We start from the raw sequence: 18905 nt of genomic DNA, 5'->3' as shown, positions 1-18905 counted from the left end.
TTTGACAGCATGTCAAAGATAAGCCTCGCGACTGGTGTCGCCCTTTTGTCGACAGGCCTGCTCGCGGGAGCGTTCGGGTACGGCATGGTCAACGTCGCCGCCACATTCGACGTCGTCCCGCTCGACGTGCGGCTGACCTTCCACTCCGCCCTGATGCAGCGGAACGGCGTCGTCATGCAGACCGCCATGGCGCTCGCGGCGATCAGTTCCCTCGCGCTCGCCTTCCTGAGCCGAGGGCGGGCACGGCTGCTGGCCGGCGCCGCCGCGGCCTTGGCGGTGACGTCGTTCCTGGTCACCCGCTTCGGGAACGTGCCCATCAACGGCCGGATCAAGGTCTGGGCGGTCACCTCCGCACCGGGCGACCACGCGGCGATCCTCGATCAGTGGGAGGCCTACAACGTCGTCCGGACCGTCGCCGCGCTCGCCGCTTTCGTGCTCGTGATCGTCGTTTCACGACTCAGGGTCGCCGACCGTGCCCTCGTGGCTCAGCCGGGCTGATCCGCGAGATCGTTCGCCGCGACGTACCCGAAGGTCATCGCCGGGCCGATCGTCGACCCCGCCCCCGCGTAACTGTTGCCCATCACCGCCGCGCTGGCGTTCCCGGCGGCGTAGAGGCCCGGGATCACCGAGCCGCCCGCCCGCAGGACCCGGGCCCGCGCGTCGGTGCGCATCCCGCCCTTCGTGCCGAGGTCGCCCGGGACGATCTTGAAGGCGTGGAAGGGCGGCTCCCAGAGCGGCGCGAGGCAGGAGTTCGGCAGGACGTACGGATCGGTGTAGTAGTGGTCGTAAGCGCTGGCACCCCTGCGGAAGTCACTGTCCACACCGGACAGCGCCTGCCCGTTGAACCGGTTGACCGTCGCCCGCAGTGCCCGCGGCGGGACACCGATCGCGGCGCCGAGCGACTCCACGGTCCACGCCTTCTTGACCGCTCCCGACGAGTACCACTCGTCGGGAAACGGCAACAGCGGCGCGACGTCGCGGAAGAGGTACCGGTTGCGGTAGTGCTGATCGACGACCAGCCACGCGGGAATCGTCGGCGACGTCGGATTCCGGTCGTACATCGTGTGCACGACGTCGCTGTAGGGCGCCGCTTCGTTGACGAAGCGTTCGCCCGCCGCGTCCACCATCAGCCCGCCGGGCAGGGTCCGCTCGGCGAGGCAGAAGTACGGCTCCCCGGGGAGCGGGATCGCCGGACCCCACCAGGCGTCGTCCATCAGGTCCAGTGCCGCTCCGGCCCGCTTTCCCGCCAGGATCCCGTCCCCGGTGTTCGACCGGGCCCCGACAGTCCATTGTGTACCAATGGGTTGGCGCTGGTATTCCGCCCGCATGGCGGCGTTGTGCTCGAAGCCGCCGGAGCCGATGATGACACCGCGCCGCGCCTTCACCACGCCCGCCGCGACGGTCACGCCGGTGACCGTCCCGTTCTCGACGACGAGATCGGTCAACGGCGTGTTCAGCCAGACCGGCACCCCGGCGCGCTGCAACCCGGCCCGCAGTCCCGCGGCCAGCGACTGCCCCATGGTGAGCGGTTTCTGCCCGGCGAGGGCGGCGGCCGTGCCGCGGGCGAGGCAGGCTGCCGCCACCGCGGCGCCCTTCGGGTTGACGGCGGCCAGCGCGAGCCATTTGTAATCGGCGCTGAAGACGACCATCCCCGCGGGCGTGGCGAGGTAGGGCGGGTTCAGATTGGCCAGTTCGGCACCGAGGACGTTCCCGTCGAGCTGGTCGGGTTCGATCGAGCGGCCGCCGGGCATCCCGCCGGGCAGTTCCGGGTAGTAGTCGCTGTAGCCCTCCATCCAGCGGAACCGCAGCGGGCTGTTGGCCATCACGAACGACAGCATCGCCGGGCCGTTGGCGAGGAAGGCCTGCTGCCGCGAGGCGGGGATCGACGGGCCGACCACGGCGGCCAAGTACCGTGCGGCCTGTTCCGGGGTGTCGCGGACGCCGGCCTCGGCCAGCACCGGGTTGCACGGAATCCAGATCCCCGCCCCGGACCGGGCGGCCGAACCACCGAACTTCGCCGCCTTCTCCAGCACCACACAGCTGAGCCCGCGTTTCGCCGCGGTCAGCGCGGCGGTCATCCCGGCCGCGCCCGCCCCGACCACGACGACGTCGTACTCGCCGAGCACCGCGGACGCGGCCGAAGCCGTCCCGGCGAACGGCAGTCCCGAAGCGAGCGCGAGCCCGGTGCCGACAAGGACCTGGCGCCGGGACAGACCGGAATCGGGACCCATGAAGCCTCCTCGCGTGGGGATCGAGCGAGGTCATGGTCTCCGGACGGCGGCAAAAGTGGAACAAGTTCTACCCGCTTGGAGCAGGCGGGACCCGCCGCGCTCGGCCGGTCACCTCAACCGGCGCGGACATTCAGCCCAGCGCGCGGACCAGCTCCAGCGCGCGGCCGAGGGTGGCGAGCCGATCGGCGACCGTCTCCCCCGCCGGGTACAGCCGGACCGTGTCCACACCGGCGTCCCGCCAGACGCGCAGCCGTTCGGCGACCATCGGTTCGGTGCCGATCAGGGTCGTGCCGAGCACCATCTCGTCGGTCACCAGCGCGGCGGCGCCCTCCCGGTCGCCCGCCTGCCAGCGTTCCCGCACCGCCGCGGCCGCCTCGGCCCAGCCTTGCCTGCTGTAGGCGTTGTTGTAGAAGTTCGTCTTCGCCGAACCCATCCCGCCGAGGCTGAACGCGAGTTCGGCCTTGCGGCCCGCGACCATCCCGCGCAACTCGTCCTCGTCGGCGGCGAAGGCGACCTCGGCGCCTTGGCAGACTTCGAGATCCGCCCGCGTGCGGCCCGCTTTCGCGAGGCCGGCGTCGAGATGCGAGAAGTAGGCCTGTGCCCCCTCAGGGACGAAACTGGTGCCCAGCCAGCCGTCCGCGATCTCGCCGGTCAGCTCCAGCAGCTTCGGCGAGAGCGTGGCGAGGTGGATCGGGATCTCCGGATTCGGCGCCGCCGACAGCCGCATCGGCCTGCTCTCACCCGGCAGCGGGATCTCGAATTCCTTGCCGGAGAACGAGATCTTCTCCCCCGCGAACGCCTGACGGATGATCGCGACCGTTTCCCGCATCCGCGTCAGCGGCCGGGCGAACGGGACCCCGTGAAGCCCCTCGATCACCTGAGGCCCCGACGCGCCGAGCCCGAGGGCGAACCGGCCACCGGAGAGCTCCGAAAGGGTCAGCGCGGTCTGCGCGATCGCCACCGGGGTCCGGGTGCCGAGCTGGATGATGCCCGAGCCGAGCCGGATCCGCTCGGTCCGCGCCGCGAGATAGCCGAGGACGGACGGCGCGTCCGAGCCCCACGCCTCGGCGACCCAGCATTCGTCGAGACCGAGCTTTTCGGCCTCCAGCACGAAATCCAGCGTCTCCCGCCAGCCGCGGGACGCCTCGACCGTGGTCGCCGTCCGCATCACGCGCCGCCCGCCTCGGCGCGCTCCTTGATCGCGGCGAGGGTCCCGGTCATCGCGTTCTCGAACTCGCGCAGCCGGACGAAGACGATCTTCTCCTCCTTGTCCGGCATCCGATCGATGGCCAGCGAGAGCCCGGACCGGCCGGGCCCCATCCGCATCCACTGCCGGAGCTTCGTCCCGCCGTTCTCGGGCTCGAGGGTGAACCGCCACACCGCGGTCGGCGTTTCGGGATCCTGCACCGCCCAGGCGAAGACCCGTGGCGCCTCGCATTCGACGACGTACGACGTGGTCGACCATTCGCCGAACGAGTCGTGCTTGCTGTGGCCGACGAACCGCCTGCCGACGGCGGGCGCGTCCTCGGGGCCGTCGCACCACTCGACCGAGTGGACTTCCTGGCTCATTTCCGGCATCAGGCGCACATCGGACACGATCGGCCAGACCCGCTCCGGGGCTGCATCGACCCAGGCCTCGACCTCGACCGTCGGCCCGTCGGCGTACTTGGCGCCCGTCCACTCCATCGTGGTCACCCTCCCATGCCTGTGACCTCGATAGTTGCGTAGATGGACTTAGGTTGTCAAACCCTCCTGCGCGGCGAACCGGCGGATGACGTCGGGCCGGCTCGCGAGCTTCGGCGGATAGCCCGCGCCAAGCCGCGCCCGGGTGTTCTCCGCGGTGAGCGGCCGGGAGCAGTGCGCGCAGACGACCTCCGCGTGGGTGTCGTGCCCGCAGGTCTCGTGATGGAGGGTGATCGGCGGCCCGTCGTCCCCGGAGAGCCACCGGTCGCCCCAGCGCGACATGGCGGCGAGCACCCCGTAGAAATCCGAGCCCTTCTCGGTCAGCACGTAGTCGTAACGGACGGGGTCGGCCTGGTAGGCGCACTTTTCCAGCAACCCTTCCGCGACCAGGCGGCGCAGCCGGTCGGCGAGGGTGTTCCGCGCGATGCCGAGCTGCTGCTGGAACTCGTCGAACCTGCGGATCCCGTAGAACGCCTCCCGCAGGACCAGCGGCGTCCACCAGTCGCCCAGCAGGTCCATGGTGCGCGCGATCGAACACGGCCACTGCGCGAACGAAGTCCGTTTCATACCCGCGAGCCTACGCCCGGCGAAATTGATCCGGTCATTCCTCCACCCATTCTCGCCGCGCTCAGGCGCTGGCGCGGAATGTTGCGATCCGGTCAAGGATATCTCGCGCGTTAATATCGCCCACCCGCTTCCGCACGCTTTCCGACAGCGGCCGTAAACGATCTCGCGTCCGCGCGGAACGGATTCCGTCCGCGATGTCCATCGCGGCGAGACCGACCTCCGCCGCCCGGTCGAGATCACCCTCCAGCGCGTGGTCGACCGCGAGCCAGATCATCGTCAGCGAGCGGCTGCGCAGCATGTCCGGCCCGTAGCCGTCGATGGCTTCGGTGAGCGCGGGAATGGCCTGCCTGCTGTGCCGGACGTCGACGAGCCTGGCGAGTTCGGTGCGCACCGTGCCGATCATCGCGGCCAGGTCGGTGGCCGTGAAGAACGCCGACCACGACGGGACGGTGTCGCCGACCGAGTCCGCGAATTGTTCCGGCGCGAGGGAAATCTTGTCGAGCGCCTGACGGACGTCGCCGAGCAGCGCGTAGGCCCAGGCCTCGTTCGCCGACAGGATCGCCTGTGACAGCGGCCGCCCGGCACGGCGTGCCGCCACCTGCCCCTGGCCGAACTGCTCGAGCGCCTCCGAGGGCGACCGGTGATGCAGGTACATCCGGCCGAGCCGGTAGCGGACGTTGGCGAGGAGATCGTCGTCGCGAGCCTCCGCCGCGAGGTCGAGCGCGCGGCGGAAGTGCCGCTCCGCCCGCACGGGACGGCCCGAGTCGAATTCCGTCCAGCCCTTCAGGTTGTGCAGATCCGCGACCACTCCGGCCAGCCGCCGGGCCAGCGGCTCGGACATCATCCCGCGCCGCAACGCGGCACCGTAGGGCTCCAGTACGCGCAGCAGCTCCCGGCAGGATCCACCGCCTTCCCGGTAGTCGCGCGCCCGGAGCGCGGCGATGACACCCTCCAGCCGGTCGATGTCGGCCTGCCCGACGCGCATCGGGAGCCGGTCAATCACGGCGACGCCCCTGCACGCGGGGCACCGCCGGCGCGGTCCCGAAGCCCGGCGGGGGCAGGACCGGCACGGGCACCGTCCGCCGGCGCGGTCCCCGATTCACATCCCGCCGCGCGGAGTCTTCCCTCGGAATGACGACGGTGATTCGTACGCCCATTATCGCTCCCTCCCGATCCACAACGACCAAGCTCGCCGAGGTCCAGGACGGAGCCACGCCGGTCTCCTGGAAATATTTGAACGACGCGTGCTGATGGTAAACCGCCGACAATACGGATTCACTCCGCCGAATGGCTGCCCACATTTCCTTCACCGGAATATGCACGTGCGAAGTATCTTTCTTTTGCACGGATGATCGCATTTCCCGCTTGCTCACCCCACGTGCCGACCGAAGACGGTCCGTGAGCACGTGAGACGCAGCTCTCAGCCGAACGTGTGAACCTTGTCAACTCGGGTCACGAAAAGACTTCACATTGCGTTATCCATAGCTGAAGATCAACAGCAACCGAACGTAAGGGGCTGAAGCATTGGACAAGGAAAGCGACCTCATCCGGGGGACGATCGTCTTCGGCCTGCGCACTTTCGGTGCGGACCCGCTCCCCGTGCGGGCCGACCTCGAATACGACCCCGAAGACCCCTACGCCGTCGTGGTGGCCTACCACTCGGGCGGCGGGACGGTGCGCTGGATGTTCGGCCGCGATCTCCTCGCGGACGGGCTCCTCACCCCATCGGGTGAGGGCGACGTGATCATCAGCCCGGCCGACGACACCTCGATCGTGATCTTCGCCCTCAGCGCGCCCGACGGCTGCGCGGTCCTCGAAGCCCCGGCACAGGAACTGGCCGAATTCCTCGACCGCACCTACGACGTCGTACCCGCCGGCTCCGAGCCGGAATGGTTCGACTTCGACCAGGAGATCGGCAAGCTCGTCACCGAGTCCTGACGGCCGGTGGCGGCACCGCTCGCCCGGTGCCGCCCTCCACCTCGGGTCAGGCGAGTTCGCGCAGCCCCGGGACCACCTGCTCGGAGAACGAGCGCAGGAACCGCTCCTGGTCGTGGCCGGGACCGTGGAAGACGAGGTGGTTGAAGCCCGCCTCGACGTACGGCTTGATCTGCTCGACGGCGTCCGCCGGGTCGGAAGTGACGATCCAGCGGCGGGCGACCTGCTCGATCGGCAGCGCGTCCGCGGCCTTCTCCATCTCCGCCGGGTCCTCGATACCGGCCTTCTGCTCCGGCGTCAGCGAGAGCGGCGCCCAGAACCGGGTGTTCTCCAGCGCCTGCGCGGGATCCGGGTCGTAGGACAGCTTGATCTCGATCATCTTGTCGATGTCGCCGGTGCTCCGGCCCACCTGCTCCGCGCCTTCCGCGACCGCGGGCAGCAGCTTCTCGGTGTAGAGCTCCATCCCCTTGCCGCTGGTGCAGATGAAGCCGTCACCCTGCTTGCCGACGTACTTCGCCATCACCGGCCCACCGGCCGCGATGTAGATCGGCACGCCGCCCTCGGGGCGGTCGTACACGGTGGCGTCGGTGGTCTGGAAGTACTCGCCTTCGAACGTGACGCGCTCCTCGGACCAGAGCTTGCGCATCAGCTCGATCGCCTCGCGCAGCCGCGCGAACCGCTCCTTGAACGCCGGCCACTCGATGCGGGCGACCGCGACCTCGTTGAGGGCCTCACCGCTGCCGACACCGAGCAGCACCCGGCCCGGGTACAGGCTGCCGAGGGTGCCGAACGCCTGCGCCACCACGGCCGGGTTGTACCGGAAGGTCGCCGTGAGCACGCTGGTGCCGAGCACGACCCGCTCGGTGCGCTCGCCGACCGCCGCCATCCACGCGAAGGAGAACGGCGCGTGCCCGCCCTGGTGCCGCCAAGGCTGGAAATGGTCGCTGACCATCACGCTGTCCAGCCCTACCTGCTCGGCGAGCACGGAGTACTCGACGAGGTCGCGCGGGCCGAACTGCTCGGCCGACGCCTTGTAACCGATCTTCAGTGCCATCCGGGGTCACCACCTGGGCTCATGGGTTGTTCCGCTTTTCACCTTGGCACAGAGTCGATCAGCCCCGCCCATGCCTCGACGGGGTGAAGAGTGTCGGGAACACCACTGTGTCTGCTGGGAATGTCCCCGGGAATGCGTGGAAAGACCCCGTACCCGCCCTCACCCTCCGGGATCGGCACGTGGTGATGAACTGTGCCGGTTGCGCCGTCACCTGTGCGTGGTGCTGGGCGGAGTTGTGACCGGGGAGTCGAACCCCACGCTGCCCGCCACGTACCAGGAGGTGGGCCGGAGTACCGCCGGCCCTCGGCTTGTGCCCGCTTCCCGGAGGGCTACCCGCTTCCACGTTCAGTCCAGGAGATCGGTCTCCCAGTTGGTGCGCTGGATCTCGACGTCGACCGCCCGGATCTCCCCGGCGACCCGGTCCGCGCGGGACCGCAGCTCGGCGACCGGGAGCGCGGAGAGGTACCGCAGCTCCGACCGGAGCTGACGGCCGTAGCCGCCCTGGTTGCGGCCCGCCGCGGCGTCGGCGGCCGCGGTGAGGACGCCGTGCCTGAGCCGGAGGACGTCGCGGCGCGCGATCGCGTCGGTGATCGTGCCCTCCCCGAGCGGGGTCGCGGCGTTGGTCCGGTTGATCCGCCGGATCAGCGACTCCAGTTCGTCCAGCGCGGTTTCGGCTTCGACGAGCAGGGCGGACGCGTCTTCCGACGGTTCCTCGCCCTCCTGGTGGCGCGCGTTGTCGACGATCCTGGAGCGCAGTGCCTCCACCTTCTTGGTCGCGTCCGCGCGCAGCGCGAGCGCTTCGGCCAGTTTGATCCGGGACATGCCGGGAAGTATCACCAAGATCGAAGACCGCCGCATCCCGTTTTTCAGCCCGCCACGGAGTGCCTGTCGTAGGACGAATCCGGCTCGGTGAACTCGATCCCGTTCTCGTCCAAGGCGTTGAAAACGGTGAACCGTCCCTGGGGGAAGACGAAACCGAGCGCGACCATGCCGTTCGCCATGTCCCGCGTCACGCAGCCGAGCAGCTCGACGTCCTGGAGCACCTGCCCCTCCAAAGCGGACAGTTCCGGGAAGACATCCTGCCGCCAGCGCAACGGGCTCGGCTCGGTCGGATCACCCCAGTCCCACGAGGACTTCCCGTACGGGTCGATCGTGTTCCAGGTCAGGGAAACCTCGTCGAACTTCCAGTGCGTGATCTCCAGCCGTTCGCCGCCGAAGTCGGCCACGACCGGCGCGCCCGAAAGCCATTCGTCGTATTCGACGAACCAGGTGAGGTGGACGTGCCGAAGCCTCTTGCCGATCAGCGCGCGCAAACGATCCCCGTGCGCCCTCCGGATCGTCTCGAGTCCGGAGAGCCACACGGGTTCATAACCCTCGATGTCTAAGAACGCCACCGAAGGAGTATGGCGCGTCAGTCGTAGGACAGGGCTTCCACCAGTTCGCCGCTGTCCGGGTTGGGCAGTGCCCTGGCCACATCGGCCTGCGCCACGATGCCGACCAGCTGGTGCCCGTCGATCACCGGCAGCCGCCGGACCTTGTGGTTCGCCATGGTGCGCATGATCTCCTCGGCGTCGTCGTCCGCGCCGATCGTCACCGCCTCGCCCTGGGCCAGCTCGGAGGCGTGCAGCGCCCTCGGGTCCTTGCCCTCGGCGAGCACCTTCACCACGATGTCGCGGTCGGTCAGCATGCCCGTGAGCTTGCCGTCCTCGCCGCAGATCGGGACCGCGCCCACCGACTCGGCGGCCATCTTCTTCGCCGCGTCGAGCACGGTTTCCGACGCGGACACGCAGGTCGCCCCCGCGGTCATGATCTCTCGTGCCGTGGTCATCGCATCGCTCCCATCGTCACTGTCCGATAGCGGATACCCGGCATCCGCGTGGCGACACCTCAAGCCGCCGACGGCTCCAGCAGGACCTTGACCGCGCCGTCCTGCTTCTTCTGGAAGATCTCGTAAGCGCGCGGTGCCTCCGCCAGCGGGAGCTTGTGCGTCGCGAACCCCTCGACGCCGAGCGGGTCGGCGGAGTCGGTGATCAGCGGCATGATGTCGTCGATCCAGCGCCGGACGTTGGCCTGTCCCATCCGCAGGGTGATCTGCTTGTCGAACAGGTCCATCATCGGCAGCGGGTCGACCATGCCGCCGTAGACGCCGCTCAACGAGATCGTCCCGCCACGACGGACGCAGTCGATGGCCGCGTACAGCACGCTGAGCCGGTCGATCGCCGCCTTCTCGGTGATCTTCGCGCCGATCGGATCGGGCAGGAGCGCGACGAGATTCTGCGCCAGCCGCCCGACCGGGGCGCCGTGCGCCTCCATCCCGACGGCGTCGATCACCGAATCCGCTCCCCGGCCGCCGGTGGCCTCGCGGATGACGTCGCCGAGGTACTTGTGCTCCCGCGTGTCGTAGGTGACGACGCCGGCCGCGGCGGCCTTCGCGAGCCGTTCCGGCACCAGGTCGATGCCGATCACCTTGCCCGCGCCCCGGTGTTTCGCGATGCGGCAGCAGAACTGGCCGATCGGGCCCAGCCCGAAGACCACGACCGTGCCGCCCTCGGGGATGTTCGCGTAGTCGACGGCCTGCCATGCCGTGGGCACGACGTCGGAGAGGTACACGAACCGCTCGTCCGGCGGACCGTCCGGCACCTTGATCGGGCCGTAGTGGGCCTGCGGGACGCGCAGGTATTCGGCCTGGCCGCCGGGGACCTGGCCGTAGAGCTTGGTGTAGCCGAGCAGCGCCGCGCCTTTGCCGCGGTCGGTGACCTGCGTGGTCTCGCACTGCGACTGAAGGCCGCGGTCGCACATGAAGCAGTGGCCGCAGGAGATGTTGAAGGGGATCACGACGCGGTCGCCGGGCTTCAGGTTGGTCACCCCGGACCCGACCTCTTCGACAACGCCCATGGGCTCGTGGCCGAGGATGTCGCCCTCGTCGATGAAGGCACCGAGGACCTCGTAAAGGTGCAGGTCGGAGCCGCAGATACCGGTCGAGGTGATCCGCACGACGGCGTCGGTCGGTTCGACCAGTTTCGGATCCGGGACGGTGTCCACCCGGACATCGCGTTTCCCGTGCCAGGTGACGGCCTTCATGGTGCTCCCTTCGGCAAGTGGCTCTGGTCCCCCGCCGGATGCCCCTCCGCGCGTCCGGCAAACCTCGCCGTTCCGTGCCACCGTGGATCCATGCGAACCCGGATGCTCGCCGTCACCGTCGACTGCCGTGAGGCCGAAGCGCTGGCCGCGTTCTGGAAGGAAGCACTCGGCTACCCCGAGACCGAACGGTGGACCGACGGTCACGGGGTGACCTACGTCGAGCTGAAGAGCCCCGACGTGCCGAGCCTGCTCTTCCAGCCGGTCCCAGAGGGCAAGCCGGGCAAGAACCGGCTGCATCTCGACATCGCGCCCACCGAACTCGAACAGCGCGAGGAGGTCGCCCGGCTCGTGTCACTCGGCGCGAAGATCCTCGAAGACCCGGAGTCGGACGACTGGGTGGTCATGGCCGATCCGGAAGAGAACGAATTCTGCGTGCTTCCGCGGCGCTGACCCACTCGGGCTTGTGAGTGGTTCTGGTGACCCGTAGGGCGAATGTGGCGTGTTCGGGCGCTTGCTGGATGCGGCCTTCGGTGTCGCGAAAGCCACTTTCGGGACATGTGGCGTCGCGAAAGTGGCTTTCGCGACGTGTTCGAGCCTTCCGTCGCCCATAAGGACCGCACCATCTGTGGCGAAGGGGACTTTCCTCGCGTGCGATGAGGGGAAAGCTCCCTTCACCTCGCCGAGCACCCCCCAGCGCCGGTCACCCGACCGTCCTAACCACTCACCAGGCCGCCGGGGCTCAGGCGGCCTCGTCCTCGGTCCGGACCGGCCGTTCGGAATGAAGCCCCAGCATCTCCAGCAGCATCCGGCAATCCGTCGCGTCCCGGGCGTTCGCGACCACCGCTTCGGTCGCCTTGCGCAGTACGGCCGCCCGCACCGCGGTCGCCCCACCGTCGACCAGTTCCTCCACCGGACGCATTTCCTCGAACGGGTTCCCCATGACCCACCTCCGTCGTCCCTTTCGTTGATACCGGATTCCGGCGGCGAACGCCCCCGCGTTCTTGCGGTTTCCAGCGGCGCCCCAGGCGGTTTCTCCCTAGACTGGCGCCATTCGGACGAGCGGACGGAGCGGGAACTGACCACCGAGTTGCACGGGGAGTTCGTGACCCTGACCCCGGTCACCGAGGCCCATGTCCCGGACTTGCGGCGGATCCGCGGCACGGCCGAGGTCGGGGCCCGCTGGGGTTCGGTCGACGATTCCCCCACCTGGCCGTTCGACGACCCCACGACCACCTGCTTCACGGTCCTGGAAGGCGGTGTCGTCCGCGGCTTCGTCCAGTACGGCGAAGAGGAAGACCCGATGTACCGGCACGCGTCGGTCGACCTCTTCCTGGACCCGGCTGCCCACGGCCGCGGGCTGGGCACGGACACCGTCCGCACGATGGCGCGGCATCTCCTGCACGATCGCGGGCACCGGCGGCTGGTGATCGACCCCGCCGTGGACAACCACGCCGCCATCCGCTGCTACAAGGCCGTCGGCTTCCGGGAGGTCGGGGTGATGCGCGGCTACGAACGCGACACCGACGGCGAAGGCTGGCACGACGGGCTGCTGATGGACTTGCTCGCCGAAGACCTCACGTAGCGGGTCAGCGCGACACCGAACAGCACCACGGCCATTCCGGCGAGCACCCTCGGGCCGAGTTCCTCGCCGAGCACGAGCGCGCCCAGCGCGACCGAGACGACCGGCAGCAGGTAGCCGACGGTCGCCGCGGAAGTCGCGCCTTCGTCGGCGATGAGCCGGTAGTTGAGGTAGAAGGTGACCCCGGTGCCGAAGATCCCGAGAACGACGACGGCGATCACCGCGGTCACGTTCAGCGGCCCGGACGGCGCGGCGTCGAACGGCAGCGCCAGCGCGCTCAGGCCGGTGGCGGTCAGCAGTTGCGCGGCGGAGATCGCGATCGGACCGCCTTCGCCGACGAGTTTCCTTCCCATGTAAGCGAAAGCGATGGCATAGCTGATGCCGGCGCCGAGCAGGGCCAGTGTCCCCCAGCCCAGCAGGCCGCTCGTCTGCCAGGGCGCGAAGATCAGCAGGATGCCGGCGAAACCGAGGACGAGGCCGCCGACCCGGACCGCGGTGATCCGGCGTTCGGTGCCGATCCCGATGCCGATCAGCAGCGACCACAGCGGGGTCGTCGCGTTCATCACCCCGGCGACACCGGAGTCGACGGTCAGTTCGCCGATGCTGAACAACGCGAACGGCAAGGCGTTGCAGAAGAAGGCGGCGACGAGGAGCCTGCCCCAGATCCGGCGGCCTCGCGGGAGGCGCTGCCCGGCCCAGCGGCTCAGCACGAGAAGGACGGCCGCGCCGAGCGCGCAGCGGATGACGGTCACCTGAACGGGCGGCAACCCGGTCAGGGCGAGCTTGATCCAGAGGAATCCCGATCCCCACAACAGGGCGAGAACGCCCATCCGGACCAGGGTTCCCGGCGCGCCGATGCTCACTTCGTTCCTTTCGCCGGGCAGCTCGATACCTCTCCAAGCTGCCTCGGGCGACTCGTCAGGACAAGTGAAAAGATCTACACCGACGTTAAGCGGTCCTACATGTTTCGAAGGGTCCCGGCCGTGGCCGCGGGGAACGGCGGCCACGGCCGGTTTCCGAGGAGATCAGTACTCGCCCGGTCGTTCGCGAGGCGGAACAGGGCCTGCTCACATTTCGCGGTCGCGCATGATCCACCTCCCTTTCACCTGGCGCACCGGTGGGGAACGGGCGCGTTCTCGCACAGTTTGGGGGCTGTCTTCGCACCCGCGCATACCCGGTGGCCAGGTTGTGACCCAGGCAATGGGAAGGTTGTGGCACCATCTGCCGCGCAGCGGGGAGAAAGGTGCTTCTGGTGACCGAGAATTCCGGCTCGGCCGGATCCGGGGAGACCGGTGGAGCACGCCCGGTTTCGACGGCCGCGCTGACCTTCGGGCGCGCGTTGCGGCAACGACGGCAGGCTCGCGGGCTGGCCTTGCGGGATCTGCAGAAACTCGCCTATGTCGACAAAAGCCTCATCAGCCGGGTCGAACGCGGGCTCACCCCGCCGAGCGCGGAATTCGCCGAAGCGTGCGATCGCGCGCTGGGCGCGGGCGGCGCCCTGATCGTGCTCGCCGAGGCCGCCCGCGCGGAACCCTATGTGCACCTTCCCCCGCCGCCCGGCCATTTCGTCGGCCGTGCGGAACATTTGGCGCTGCTGGACGAAAAAGTGTTCACCGAAGCGGCCGAAGTGGTCTTCGTGGCCGGGCCGCCCGGGGTCGGGAAGACCGCGCTCGTGCTGAAGTGGGCGAACCGGCGGCAAACGGAGTTCGACTGCGTCCTCTGGTCGGATCTTCGCGGTTACGCGGCGGGTTCTCCCGCGCAACCCGCCGACATCCTCGACGATCTGCTGCGCTGCGTCGGGGTACGTCCCGACCGTGTCCCCGCCGAGGAACACATGCGGCTGGCGCTCCTGCGGGGCCTGTTGCGCGGCCAGCGCACACTCGTCGTGCTGGACAACGCCCTCGATTCGCACCAGGTGCGGCCGGTGCTGCCCGGCACCCCGGACACCACCGTGCTGATCACCAGCAGGCGCCGGTTGTCCGGTCTGGTCGTCGGCACCGGCGCGGTCCAGGTTTCCTTGGAGCCACTGGAAGATCTCGAAGCGGCGCGCCTCATGGCCGATCTCATCGGTGACGACCGCGCGGCCGGCGATCCCGAAGGTGTCGGCAGGCTCGTCCGGCTGTGCGCGGCGCTCCCGCTCGCGGTGAACATCGCCGCCGAACGGGTCGCCACGCATCCCCATCAGAGTGTCGGCGACCTCGCCCGTGAACTCGTCGCCGAGGGGCGAAGGCTGGAACTGCTCGCGGTCGACGACGACGCCGTCGGGGTCCGGGCCGCGTTCAGCTGGTCGTACCGCGCGCTGGAGTCCGACACCGCCCGGATGTTCCGGCTGCTCGGTCTCCATCCCGGGCCGCGGTTCACCGCCGGCGCGGCGGCCGCGCTCGCCGGTCTCCCGGACCACGAGGCGCGACGGGTGCTCGACAAGCTCGTGCACGCGCATCTCGTCCAGCAGGTCGGCGCGCGGTACTACCGGTTCCACGATCTGCTCCGCGTCTACGCCGCCGAAGAGGCCAACGCCGAGCGATGGCGGGACGAGCGGCAGGAGGCGGTCTCCCGGCTGACCCACTGGTACCTGTATGCCGCCAACGCGGCGAGCTGGACGCTGACCCCGGCCCGCGACCACCACGTCGACCTGGGGCCCGCGCCCGAGGGTGTCGAGCCGCTCCGGTTCGCCACGTTCGACGAGGCCTACATCTGGTGCGCGTCGGAGATGCCGAGCATCACCGGTGTCGCCCGGCTGGCGCTGGACCACGGGCTCTACGAGATCGGCTGGCGGCTGCCGGTGGAACTGTTCGACTACCACCTGCTCGGCAGGCCGTGGCAGACGTGGATCTCCAGCCACGAGGTGGCGATCGAGTCCGCGAAGGCCGGCGGTGACCTCGGCGGGCTGGCGTGGTCGGCGATCAACCTCGCCGAGGCGCACCGGCGGCGCGGCGACCTCGACCGCGCGCGCGAACTGTTCGGCCAGGCCGTCGAGCTGTCGGAAGAGATCGGCGAGAACCCGAGCCTCGGCTGGGCGCTGGTGGGGCTCGGCAACATCGCGCACGAGCGGGAGGACTACGCCGAAGCCGTGCGGCTCGCCGGGCAGAGCGTGGAGGTGAACGTCCGGATCGGCTACCGGCTCGGCGAAGCGACCGCGCGGGTCCACATCGGCCGCGCGTATCGCGACCTCGGCGAGCGGGACCTGGCCCTCGACCACGGCCGGCGCGCCTTCGACGTCTACGCGAAGGACGCCGACCAGCACGGCATGGGTTTCGCCCTCGTGCCGCTGGCCAGGACCTGCCGCCGGTTCGGCGATCTCGAGCAGGCGCTCGGGTACTGCGAGCAGGCGCTGACCGCGTACCGGAACTGCGGCGACGTCTGGGGGCAGGCCGACGCGCTCGACGAACGCGGCTGCGCGCTGGCCGCGCGGGGACACACCGGCGAGGCCATGGCCGTCTGGCGCGACGCGCTCCAGCTCGTCATGGATCTCGACGACCGGAAGGCGAGCGTGCTGCGGGGCCGTCTCGAAGGCGCGGTCTAGAGCGGGCTGAAGGGGACCTTCACCGCATGCGACGCGGCGAAGGGCGCTTTCACCGCGTCGCATGCGGTGAAGGACGCTTTCAGCCCGCCCTAGAGTTTCACCGGCAGGTTGTGCAGGCCCCGCGTGATCGCGCTCGGCCACCACACGAGCCGGTCCTCGGGCACGGTCAGCGTCATCGACGGCGCGCGGCCGAACAACGTCTCCAGCGCCGCGGACGCCTGCATCCGCGCGAGCGCGGCGCCGATGCAGATATGCGGCCCGACGCCGAAGGCCACATGCCGCACCGGCCGCTCACCCGGCCGGAAGGCGAGCGGTTCGGGGTGCACCTCCGGATCTCGATTGGCCGCCAGCAACGACAACAGGATCGGATCGCCCGCCGCCATCCGCTGCCCGGCGAGTTCCATCGGCTCGGTGACGAAGCGCCAGCTGGTGTTCTGAAGCGGGGTGTCCCGGCGCAGGACCTCCTCGATGATGAGCGTCAGATGTGCGCCGTCGGCACGGGCGCGGGCCGCCTCCTCCGGATGTGTGATGAGGGTCAGCGCGGTGGACGCGATGAGGCTGATCGTCGTCTCGTGCCCGGCGATCAGGGAGAGGAACGCCGTCGCGGCGACCTCTTCACCGGTCAGCTTCCCGGTGGCCTCCTGTGCGAGGAGGTCGCTGATCAGGTCCGCCCCCGGTTCGGCGCGTTTGCGGGCGACGACGTCGGCCAGCAGCGCGTCCAGCTCGTCGGTCGCCTGGAGCATCGACGCCATGTCCGTGACGTCGCCGGCGGCGACCACCAGAGCGGGTGGGCGGACCTGGTCCAGCAGGTCGTCCGGGATGCCGATCAGCTCGCAGATCGACCGGATCCCCAGCGGGTACGCGAAATCCTCGACGAGATCGCCCTCGCCGCGCTCCAGTATCGGATCGAGCAGTTCGTTCGCGAGCCGGTGCGTGCGGTCGCGCATGTGCTGCAGCCGCCGCGGCCCGAACGCGCCGGCACAGGCCTTGCGCAACCGTGCGTGTTCTTCGCCCTCGAAGTTGTTCATATGCCCGATGAGCGTGGGCCGGTGGTCGGCGGGCAGCCCGAGATTGGCCTTGCGCCAGTGGTCCGCCGCGACGGACGGGCATTTGGACAGCCGCGGGTCGGCCATCGCGGAAACGACGTCCGCGTGCCGGGTCAGCAGCCAGGTCCAGGTGTCGCCGGGCAGCGGCAGCCGGAACGCGGGGGCGTTCGCCCGGAGCCATTCGTAGGCGGGCGAGGGGTCCCGGTCGAATTCGGGACCGAACAGCACGGGAACCTCGGCGGCGTCAGGCATACGAGCCACGATGCCAGCTCGTGGCGGAACGTCGTCCGGCGAACGCGGGCATCGGCGTGTCTCACGAGATCGTCAACGCGGTCCCCCTGTCACCCCCTCGTGGTCACCCAGCAAGATCGAAGCGGGCGCGGTGCGTAGCGGTGGGAGGTGACCCTCGTCAGCGAGTTCGGCAAGCACGACCCTGACGCGGTCTCGGAGCGGCCGCGCGGTTCGCTCCGGGGTTTCGCCGACACCGTCGGCCTCGCCGCCGCCCGGGTGTGGCGGCTGCGCGGACGTGCCTGGAACACCCTGCGTCATCCGGCGGGCTGGGAGCTGTGGCGGCTGCCGCCCGCGGCGGTCTTCTGGATGCTGGGCACCGAGATCGCCGTCGCGGTCTGGGCGCTGTACAGCGGTTTCAAGGCTTCCGTCACGACCACGGATCTCGTCCGCTTCGGCGTGATCGCGTGCTGCGCGATCTGGTACGTCGTCCAGACGCAGCATCCGGAGGAGCAGCGCCGGGCCGACGACCGGCGCGGCGAGCACATCGACCAGACCGCCGTCTGGCTGGGCGGCGCGGCCGTCCTGCTGCCTCCCACGTTGTCACTCACGTTGCTGCTGATGGTGCGCGTGCAGCGCTACTCCATCGCGCACAAGGCGATGACGACGTTCCTCTTCACCACCGCCGCGCACGCCGCCTCCATCCTCGGCGTGCACACGATCACCGAGCTGACGGCCCTGCACACCTGGCTCGAATCGGGCACGCTCCCCCAGCGACCGGGAGACATCGCGGTCGCCGCCGTCGCGCTGGTGGGCGCCGCGCTCTGGTACTTCGCGTCGCAGACGCTCCTGATCAGCATCGCGCGCGGTCTGGCGTGGGGCGGCTGGCGGCGGCAGAAGCTGATCGGCAGCTGGGCCGACAACGCGGACTTCGTCTACGCGCTGCAGCTCGCCGCGTGCACCACGATCCTCGGCGCGGTCAACATCGCGCTGGTACCGCTCGTGATGGTCGGTGTCGCGCTGCGGTCGACCCGGCTCTCGCAGGCGCTGGCGGACACGATCGCGCGCAGCCAGCGTGACCGGAAGACCGGACTGCTCACCGAGGACTCCTTCCACGCCCCCGCGGCCTTGCGGCTGCTCGAAGACCAGACCGGACGGCGGCCGACGGCGTTCCTGATGCTGGACCTCGACCACTTCAAGCAGTGGAACGACAAGTACGGGCATTCCGGCGGCGACATCGTGCTCGGCTGCGTCAGCGCCGTGCTGCGGCAGAACACCCGCTCCACCGACCTCGTCGGGCGCTGGGGCGGTGAGGAGTTCTCGGTGCTGCTGCCGGACACCACGCGCGACGAGGCGATGCGGATCGCCGAGCGGATCCGGGCGGCCGTCGCGAAGACCGCCATCACCGGCCTGACCGAACTCGCCAGCGGGCACGCCACCAACGAACCCCGCGCGGTGGGGCCGATCCACGGCTGCACCGTGTCGATCGGCGTCGGGCTCTCGCCCGAACACTCGACGGACTACGGCGAGCTCTTCCGCGCGGCGGACGCGGCCATGTACGAAGCGAAACGGGGCGGGCGGAACCGCGTGGTCGTGGCGCCGTCCGTGGTCCCGCCCTCGCCCCGGGCGCCGACGTCACCGCTGACCTGGGCCGGAGACTCGCGCCGGGAGTGACGCATTTAGTCCTCTGAATGCGTTCGCCGAGCAAGGCCGGTCCTTTACTCAAGGCGCGCGTGCATGTCGCGAAAGCCACTTTCGGGACACCAGACGTCGCGAAAGTGGCTTTCGCGACATGCACGCCACTCCCCCCGGGCCAGCCGACCAGTCCTGGCCGCGACCTGACGTTGCGAAAGCCACTTTCGCAACGTTGAAGGTTGCGAAAGTGGCTTTCGCAACACACCACGCGTAGCGAAGCACCGATGTCACGTACGGGACCCGAAAGGTCCCATACGTGACATTCCGGAGCGCCTCCGAAACC

General features: G+C 69.6%; 19 protein-coding genes. 6 read left to right on the top strand and 13 right to left on the bottom strand.

Annotated elements, in window-relative coordinates:
- The first annotated feature begins 9 nt into the window (after positions 1 to 9).
- On the top strand, positions 10 to 498 hold the full coding sequence (locus ACOCEP_RS26295; protein ID WP_482331667.1) for an anthrone oxygenase family protein: 489 nt from the start codon (positions 10 to 12) through the stop codon (positions 496 to 498).
- Here the strand turns inward: ACOCEP_RS26295 and kstD are convergent.
- From kstD to ACOCEP_RS26270, 5 genes are all read right to left on the bottom strand, one after another.
- Positions 486 to 2231 carry a 3-oxosteroid 1-dehydrogenase gene (kstD, locus tag ACOCEP_RS26290; protein WP_482331665.1) on the bottom strand — a complete coding sequence of 582 codons (1746 nt, stop codon included), beginning with the start codon at positions 2229 to 2231 and terminating at the stop codon, positions 486 to 488. The genes ACOCEP_RS26295 and kstD overlap by 13 nt on opposite strands.
- A 130-nt stretch (positions 2232 to 2361) precedes the next feature.
- Positions 2362 to 3399: an LLM class flavin-dependent oxidoreductase gene (locus tag ACOCEP_RS26285; RefSeq protein WP_482331663.1), complete on the bottom strand. Its 1038-nt coding sequence runs from the start codon at positions 3397 to 3399 to the stop codon at positions 2362 to 2364.
- Complete coding sequence (locus ACOCEP_RS26280) at positions 3399 to 3917, bottom strand: SRPBCC family protein (RefSeq protein WP_482331661.1); 519 nt, start codon at positions 3915 to 3917, stop codon at positions 3399 to 3401. The genes ACOCEP_RS26285 and ACOCEP_RS26280 overlap by 1 nt, the downstream gene beginning before the upstream one ends.
- A 48-nt stretch (positions 3918 to 3965) precedes the next feature.
- The gene (locus ACOCEP_RS26275; RefSeq protein ID WP_482331660.1) at positions 3966 to 4481 is read right to left on the bottom strand and encodes a winged helix-turn-helix transcriptional regulator; all 516 of its coding nucleotides are present in this window, start codon (positions 4479 to 4481) and stop codon (positions 3966 to 3968) included.
- 61 nt (positions 4482 to 4542) lie between these two features.
- The gene (locus ACOCEP_RS26270) at positions 4543 to 5466 is read right to left on the bottom strand and encodes an NsdA family TPR-like regulatory protein (RefSeq protein WP_482339828.1); all 924 of its coding nucleotides are present in this window, start codon (positions 5464 to 5466) and stop codon (positions 4543 to 4545) included.
- Positions 5467 to 6005: 539 nt separating this feature from the next.
- On the opposite strand from ACOCEP_RS26270, the gene ACOCEP_RS26265 reads away from it, so the two are divergent.
- Positions 6006 to 6419 (top strand): SsgA family sporulation/cell division regulator, encoded by a 414-nt coding sequence (locus ACOCEP_RS26265; RefSeq protein WP_482331659.1) that lies wholly within the window; start codon positions 6006 to 6008, stop codon positions 6417 to 6419.
- Positions 6420 to 6465: 46 nt separating this feature from the next.
- Here ACOCEP_RS26265 and fgd read toward each other — a convergent pair whose 3' ends face one another.
- The 5 genes from fgd to ACOCEP_RS26240 form a co-directional block, all read right to left on the bottom strand.
- The gene (fgd, locus tag ACOCEP_RS26260) at positions 6466 to 7470 is read right to left on the bottom strand and encodes a glucose-6-phosphate dehydrogenase (coenzyme-F420) (RefSeq protein ID WP_034319550.1); all 1005 of its coding nucleotides are present in this window, start codon (positions 7468 to 7470) and stop codon (positions 6466 to 6468) included.
- A 345-nt stretch (positions 7471 to 7815) separates the two neighbouring features.
- Positions 7816 to 8292, bottom strand: a complete 477-nt coding sequence (locus ACOCEP_RS26255; RefSeq protein WP_457955657.1) for a DIP1984 family protein — start codon at positions 8290 to 8292, stop codon at positions 7816 to 7818.
- Positions 8293 to 8336: 44 nt separating this feature from the next.
- Positions 8337 to 8864, bottom strand: coding sequence for a hypothetical protein (locus tag ACOCEP_RS26250; protein WP_482331658.1), 528 nt, complete (start codon positions 8862 to 8864; stop codon positions 8337 to 8339).
- Between the two features lie 17 nt (positions 8865 to 8881).
- Positions 8882 to 9298 carry a CBS domain-containing protein gene (locus ACOCEP_RS26245; protein WP_482331656.1) on the bottom strand — a complete coding sequence of 139 codons (417 nt, stop codon included), beginning with the start codon at positions 9296 to 9298 and terminating at the stop codon, positions 8882 to 8884.
- A gap of 59 nt (positions 9299 to 9357) precedes the next feature.
- Positions 9358 to 10551: a zinc-dependent alcohol dehydrogenase gene (locus ACOCEP_RS26240; protein WP_482331655.1), complete on the bottom strand. Its 1194-nt coding sequence runs from the start codon at positions 10549 to 10551 to the stop codon at positions 9358 to 9360.
- 90 nt (positions 10552 to 10641) lie between these two features.
- Here ACOCEP_RS26240 and ACOCEP_RS26235 point away from each other — a divergent pair, with 90 nt between their 5' ends.
- A complete protein-coding gene (locus tag ACOCEP_RS26235; protein ID WP_482331653.1) occupies positions 10642 to 11001 on the top strand; it encodes a VOC family protein in 360 nt (119 codons plus the stop codon).
- 289 nt (positions 11002 to 11290) lie between these two features.
- Here the strand turns inward: ACOCEP_RS26235 and ACOCEP_RS26230 are convergent, their stop codons facing one another.
- Positions 11291 to 11491, bottom strand: a complete 201-nt coding sequence (locus ACOCEP_RS26230; RefSeq protein WP_482331651.1) for a hypothetical protein — start codon at positions 11489 to 11491, stop codon at positions 11291 to 11293.
- A gap of 135 nt (positions 11492 to 11626) precedes the next feature.
- On the opposite strand from ACOCEP_RS26230, the gene ACOCEP_RS26225 reads away from it, so the two are divergent.
- Positions 11627 to 12133, top strand: a complete 507-nt coding sequence (locus ACOCEP_RS26225; RefSeq protein ID WP_482339827.1) for a GNAT family N-acetyltransferase — start codon at positions 11627 to 11629, stop codon at positions 12131 to 12133.
- Here ACOCEP_RS26225 and ACOCEP_RS26220 read toward each other — a convergent pair.
- Positions 12058 to 12993, bottom strand: coding sequence for a DMT family transporter (locus ACOCEP_RS26220; RefSeq protein ID WP_482331649.1), 936 nt, complete (start codon positions 12991 to 12993; stop codon positions 12058 to 12060). The genes ACOCEP_RS26225 and ACOCEP_RS26220 overlap by 76 nt on opposite strands.
- Positions 12994 to 13382: 389 nt before the next feature.
- Between ACOCEP_RS26220 and ACOCEP_RS26215 the strand changes: the two genes are divergently transcribed.
- Positions 13383 to 15653: a tetratricopeptide repeat protein gene (locus ACOCEP_RS26215; protein WP_482331647.1), complete on the top strand. Its 2271-nt coding sequence runs from the start codon at positions 13383 to 13385 to the stop codon at positions 15651 to 15653.
- Positions 15654 to 15742: 89 nt separating this feature from the next.
- Here the strand turns inward: ACOCEP_RS26215 and ACOCEP_RS26210 are convergent, their stop codons facing one another.
- The gene (locus ACOCEP_RS26210; protein WP_482331645.1) at positions 15743 to 16951 is read right to left on the bottom strand and encodes a cytochrome P450 family protein; all 1209 of its coding nucleotides are present in this window, start codon (positions 16949 to 16951) and stop codon (positions 15743 to 15745) included.
- 147 nt (positions 16952 to 17098) lie between these two features.
- Here ACOCEP_RS26210 and ACOCEP_RS26205 point away from each other — a divergent pair, with 147 nt between their 5' ends.
- The gene (locus ACOCEP_RS26205) at positions 17099 to 18601 is read left to right on the top strand and encodes a GGDEF domain-containing protein (protein ID WP_482331643.1); all 1503 of its coding nucleotides are present in this window, start codon (positions 17099 to 17101) and stop codon (positions 18599 to 18601) included.
- Positions 18602 to 18905: the final 304 nt, after the last annotated feature.

It is taken from the genome of Amycolatopsis sp. CA-211722 (assembly GCF_056828465.1).
This window is presented reverse-complemented; position numbering and strand designations above follow the sequence as displayed.

Excerpts from the sequence above, each read along its gene's own strand:
- ACOCEP_RS26295 (WP_482331667.1), top strand. The coding sequence starts at position 10 with ATGTCAAAGATAAGCCTCGCGACTGGTGTCGCCCTTTTGTCGACAGGC.
- kstD (WP_482331665.1), bottom strand. The coding sequence starts at position 2,231 with ATGGGTCCCGATTCCGGTCTGTCCCGGCGCCAGGTCCTTGTCGGCACC.
- ACOCEP_RS26285 (WP_482331663.1), bottom strand. The coding sequence starts at position 3,399 with ATGCGGACGGCGACCACGGTCGAGGCGTCCCGCGGCTGGCGGGAGACG.
- ACOCEP_RS26280 (WP_482331661.1), bottom strand. The coding sequence starts at position 3,917 with ATGGAGTGGACGGGCGCCAAGTACGCCGACGGGCCGACGGTCGAGGTC.
- ACOCEP_RS26275 (WP_482331660.1), bottom strand. The coding sequence starts at position 4,481 with ATGAAACGGACTTCGTTCGCGCAGTGGCCGTGTTCGATCGCGCGCACC.
- ACOCEP_RS26270 (WP_482339828.1), bottom strand. The coding sequence starts at position 5,466 with ATGCGCGTCGGGCAGGCCGACATCGACCGGCTGGAGGGTGTCATCGCC.
- fgd (WP_034319550.1), bottom strand. The coding sequence starts at position 7,470 with ATGGCACTGAAGATCGGTTACAAGGCGTCGGCCGAGCAGTTCGGCCCG.
- ACOCEP_RS26255 (WP_457955657.1), bottom strand. The coding sequence starts at position 8,292 with ATGTCCCGGATCAAACTGGCCGAAGCGCTCGCGCTGCGCGCGGACGCG.
- ACOCEP_RS26245 (WP_482331656.1), bottom strand. The coding sequence starts at position 9,298 with ATGACCACGGCACGAGAGATCATGACCGCGGGGGCGACCTGCGTGTCC.
- ACOCEP_RS26240 (WP_482331655.1), bottom strand. The coding sequence starts at position 10,551 with ATGAAGGCCGTCACCTGGCACGGGAAACGCGATGTCCGGGTGGACACC.
- ACOCEP_RS26235 (WP_482331653.1), top strand. The coding sequence starts at position 10,642 with ATGCGAACCCGGATGCTCGCCGTCACCGTCGACTGCCGTGAGGCCGAA.
- ACOCEP_RS26230 (WP_482331651.1), bottom strand. The coding sequence starts at position 11,491 with ATGGGGAACCCGTTCGAGGAAATGCGTCCGGTGGAGGAACTGGTCGAC.
- ACOCEP_RS26210 (WP_482331645.1), bottom strand. The coding sequence starts at position 16,951 with ATGCCTGACGCCGCCGAGGTTCCCGTGCTGTTCGGTCCCGAATTCGAC.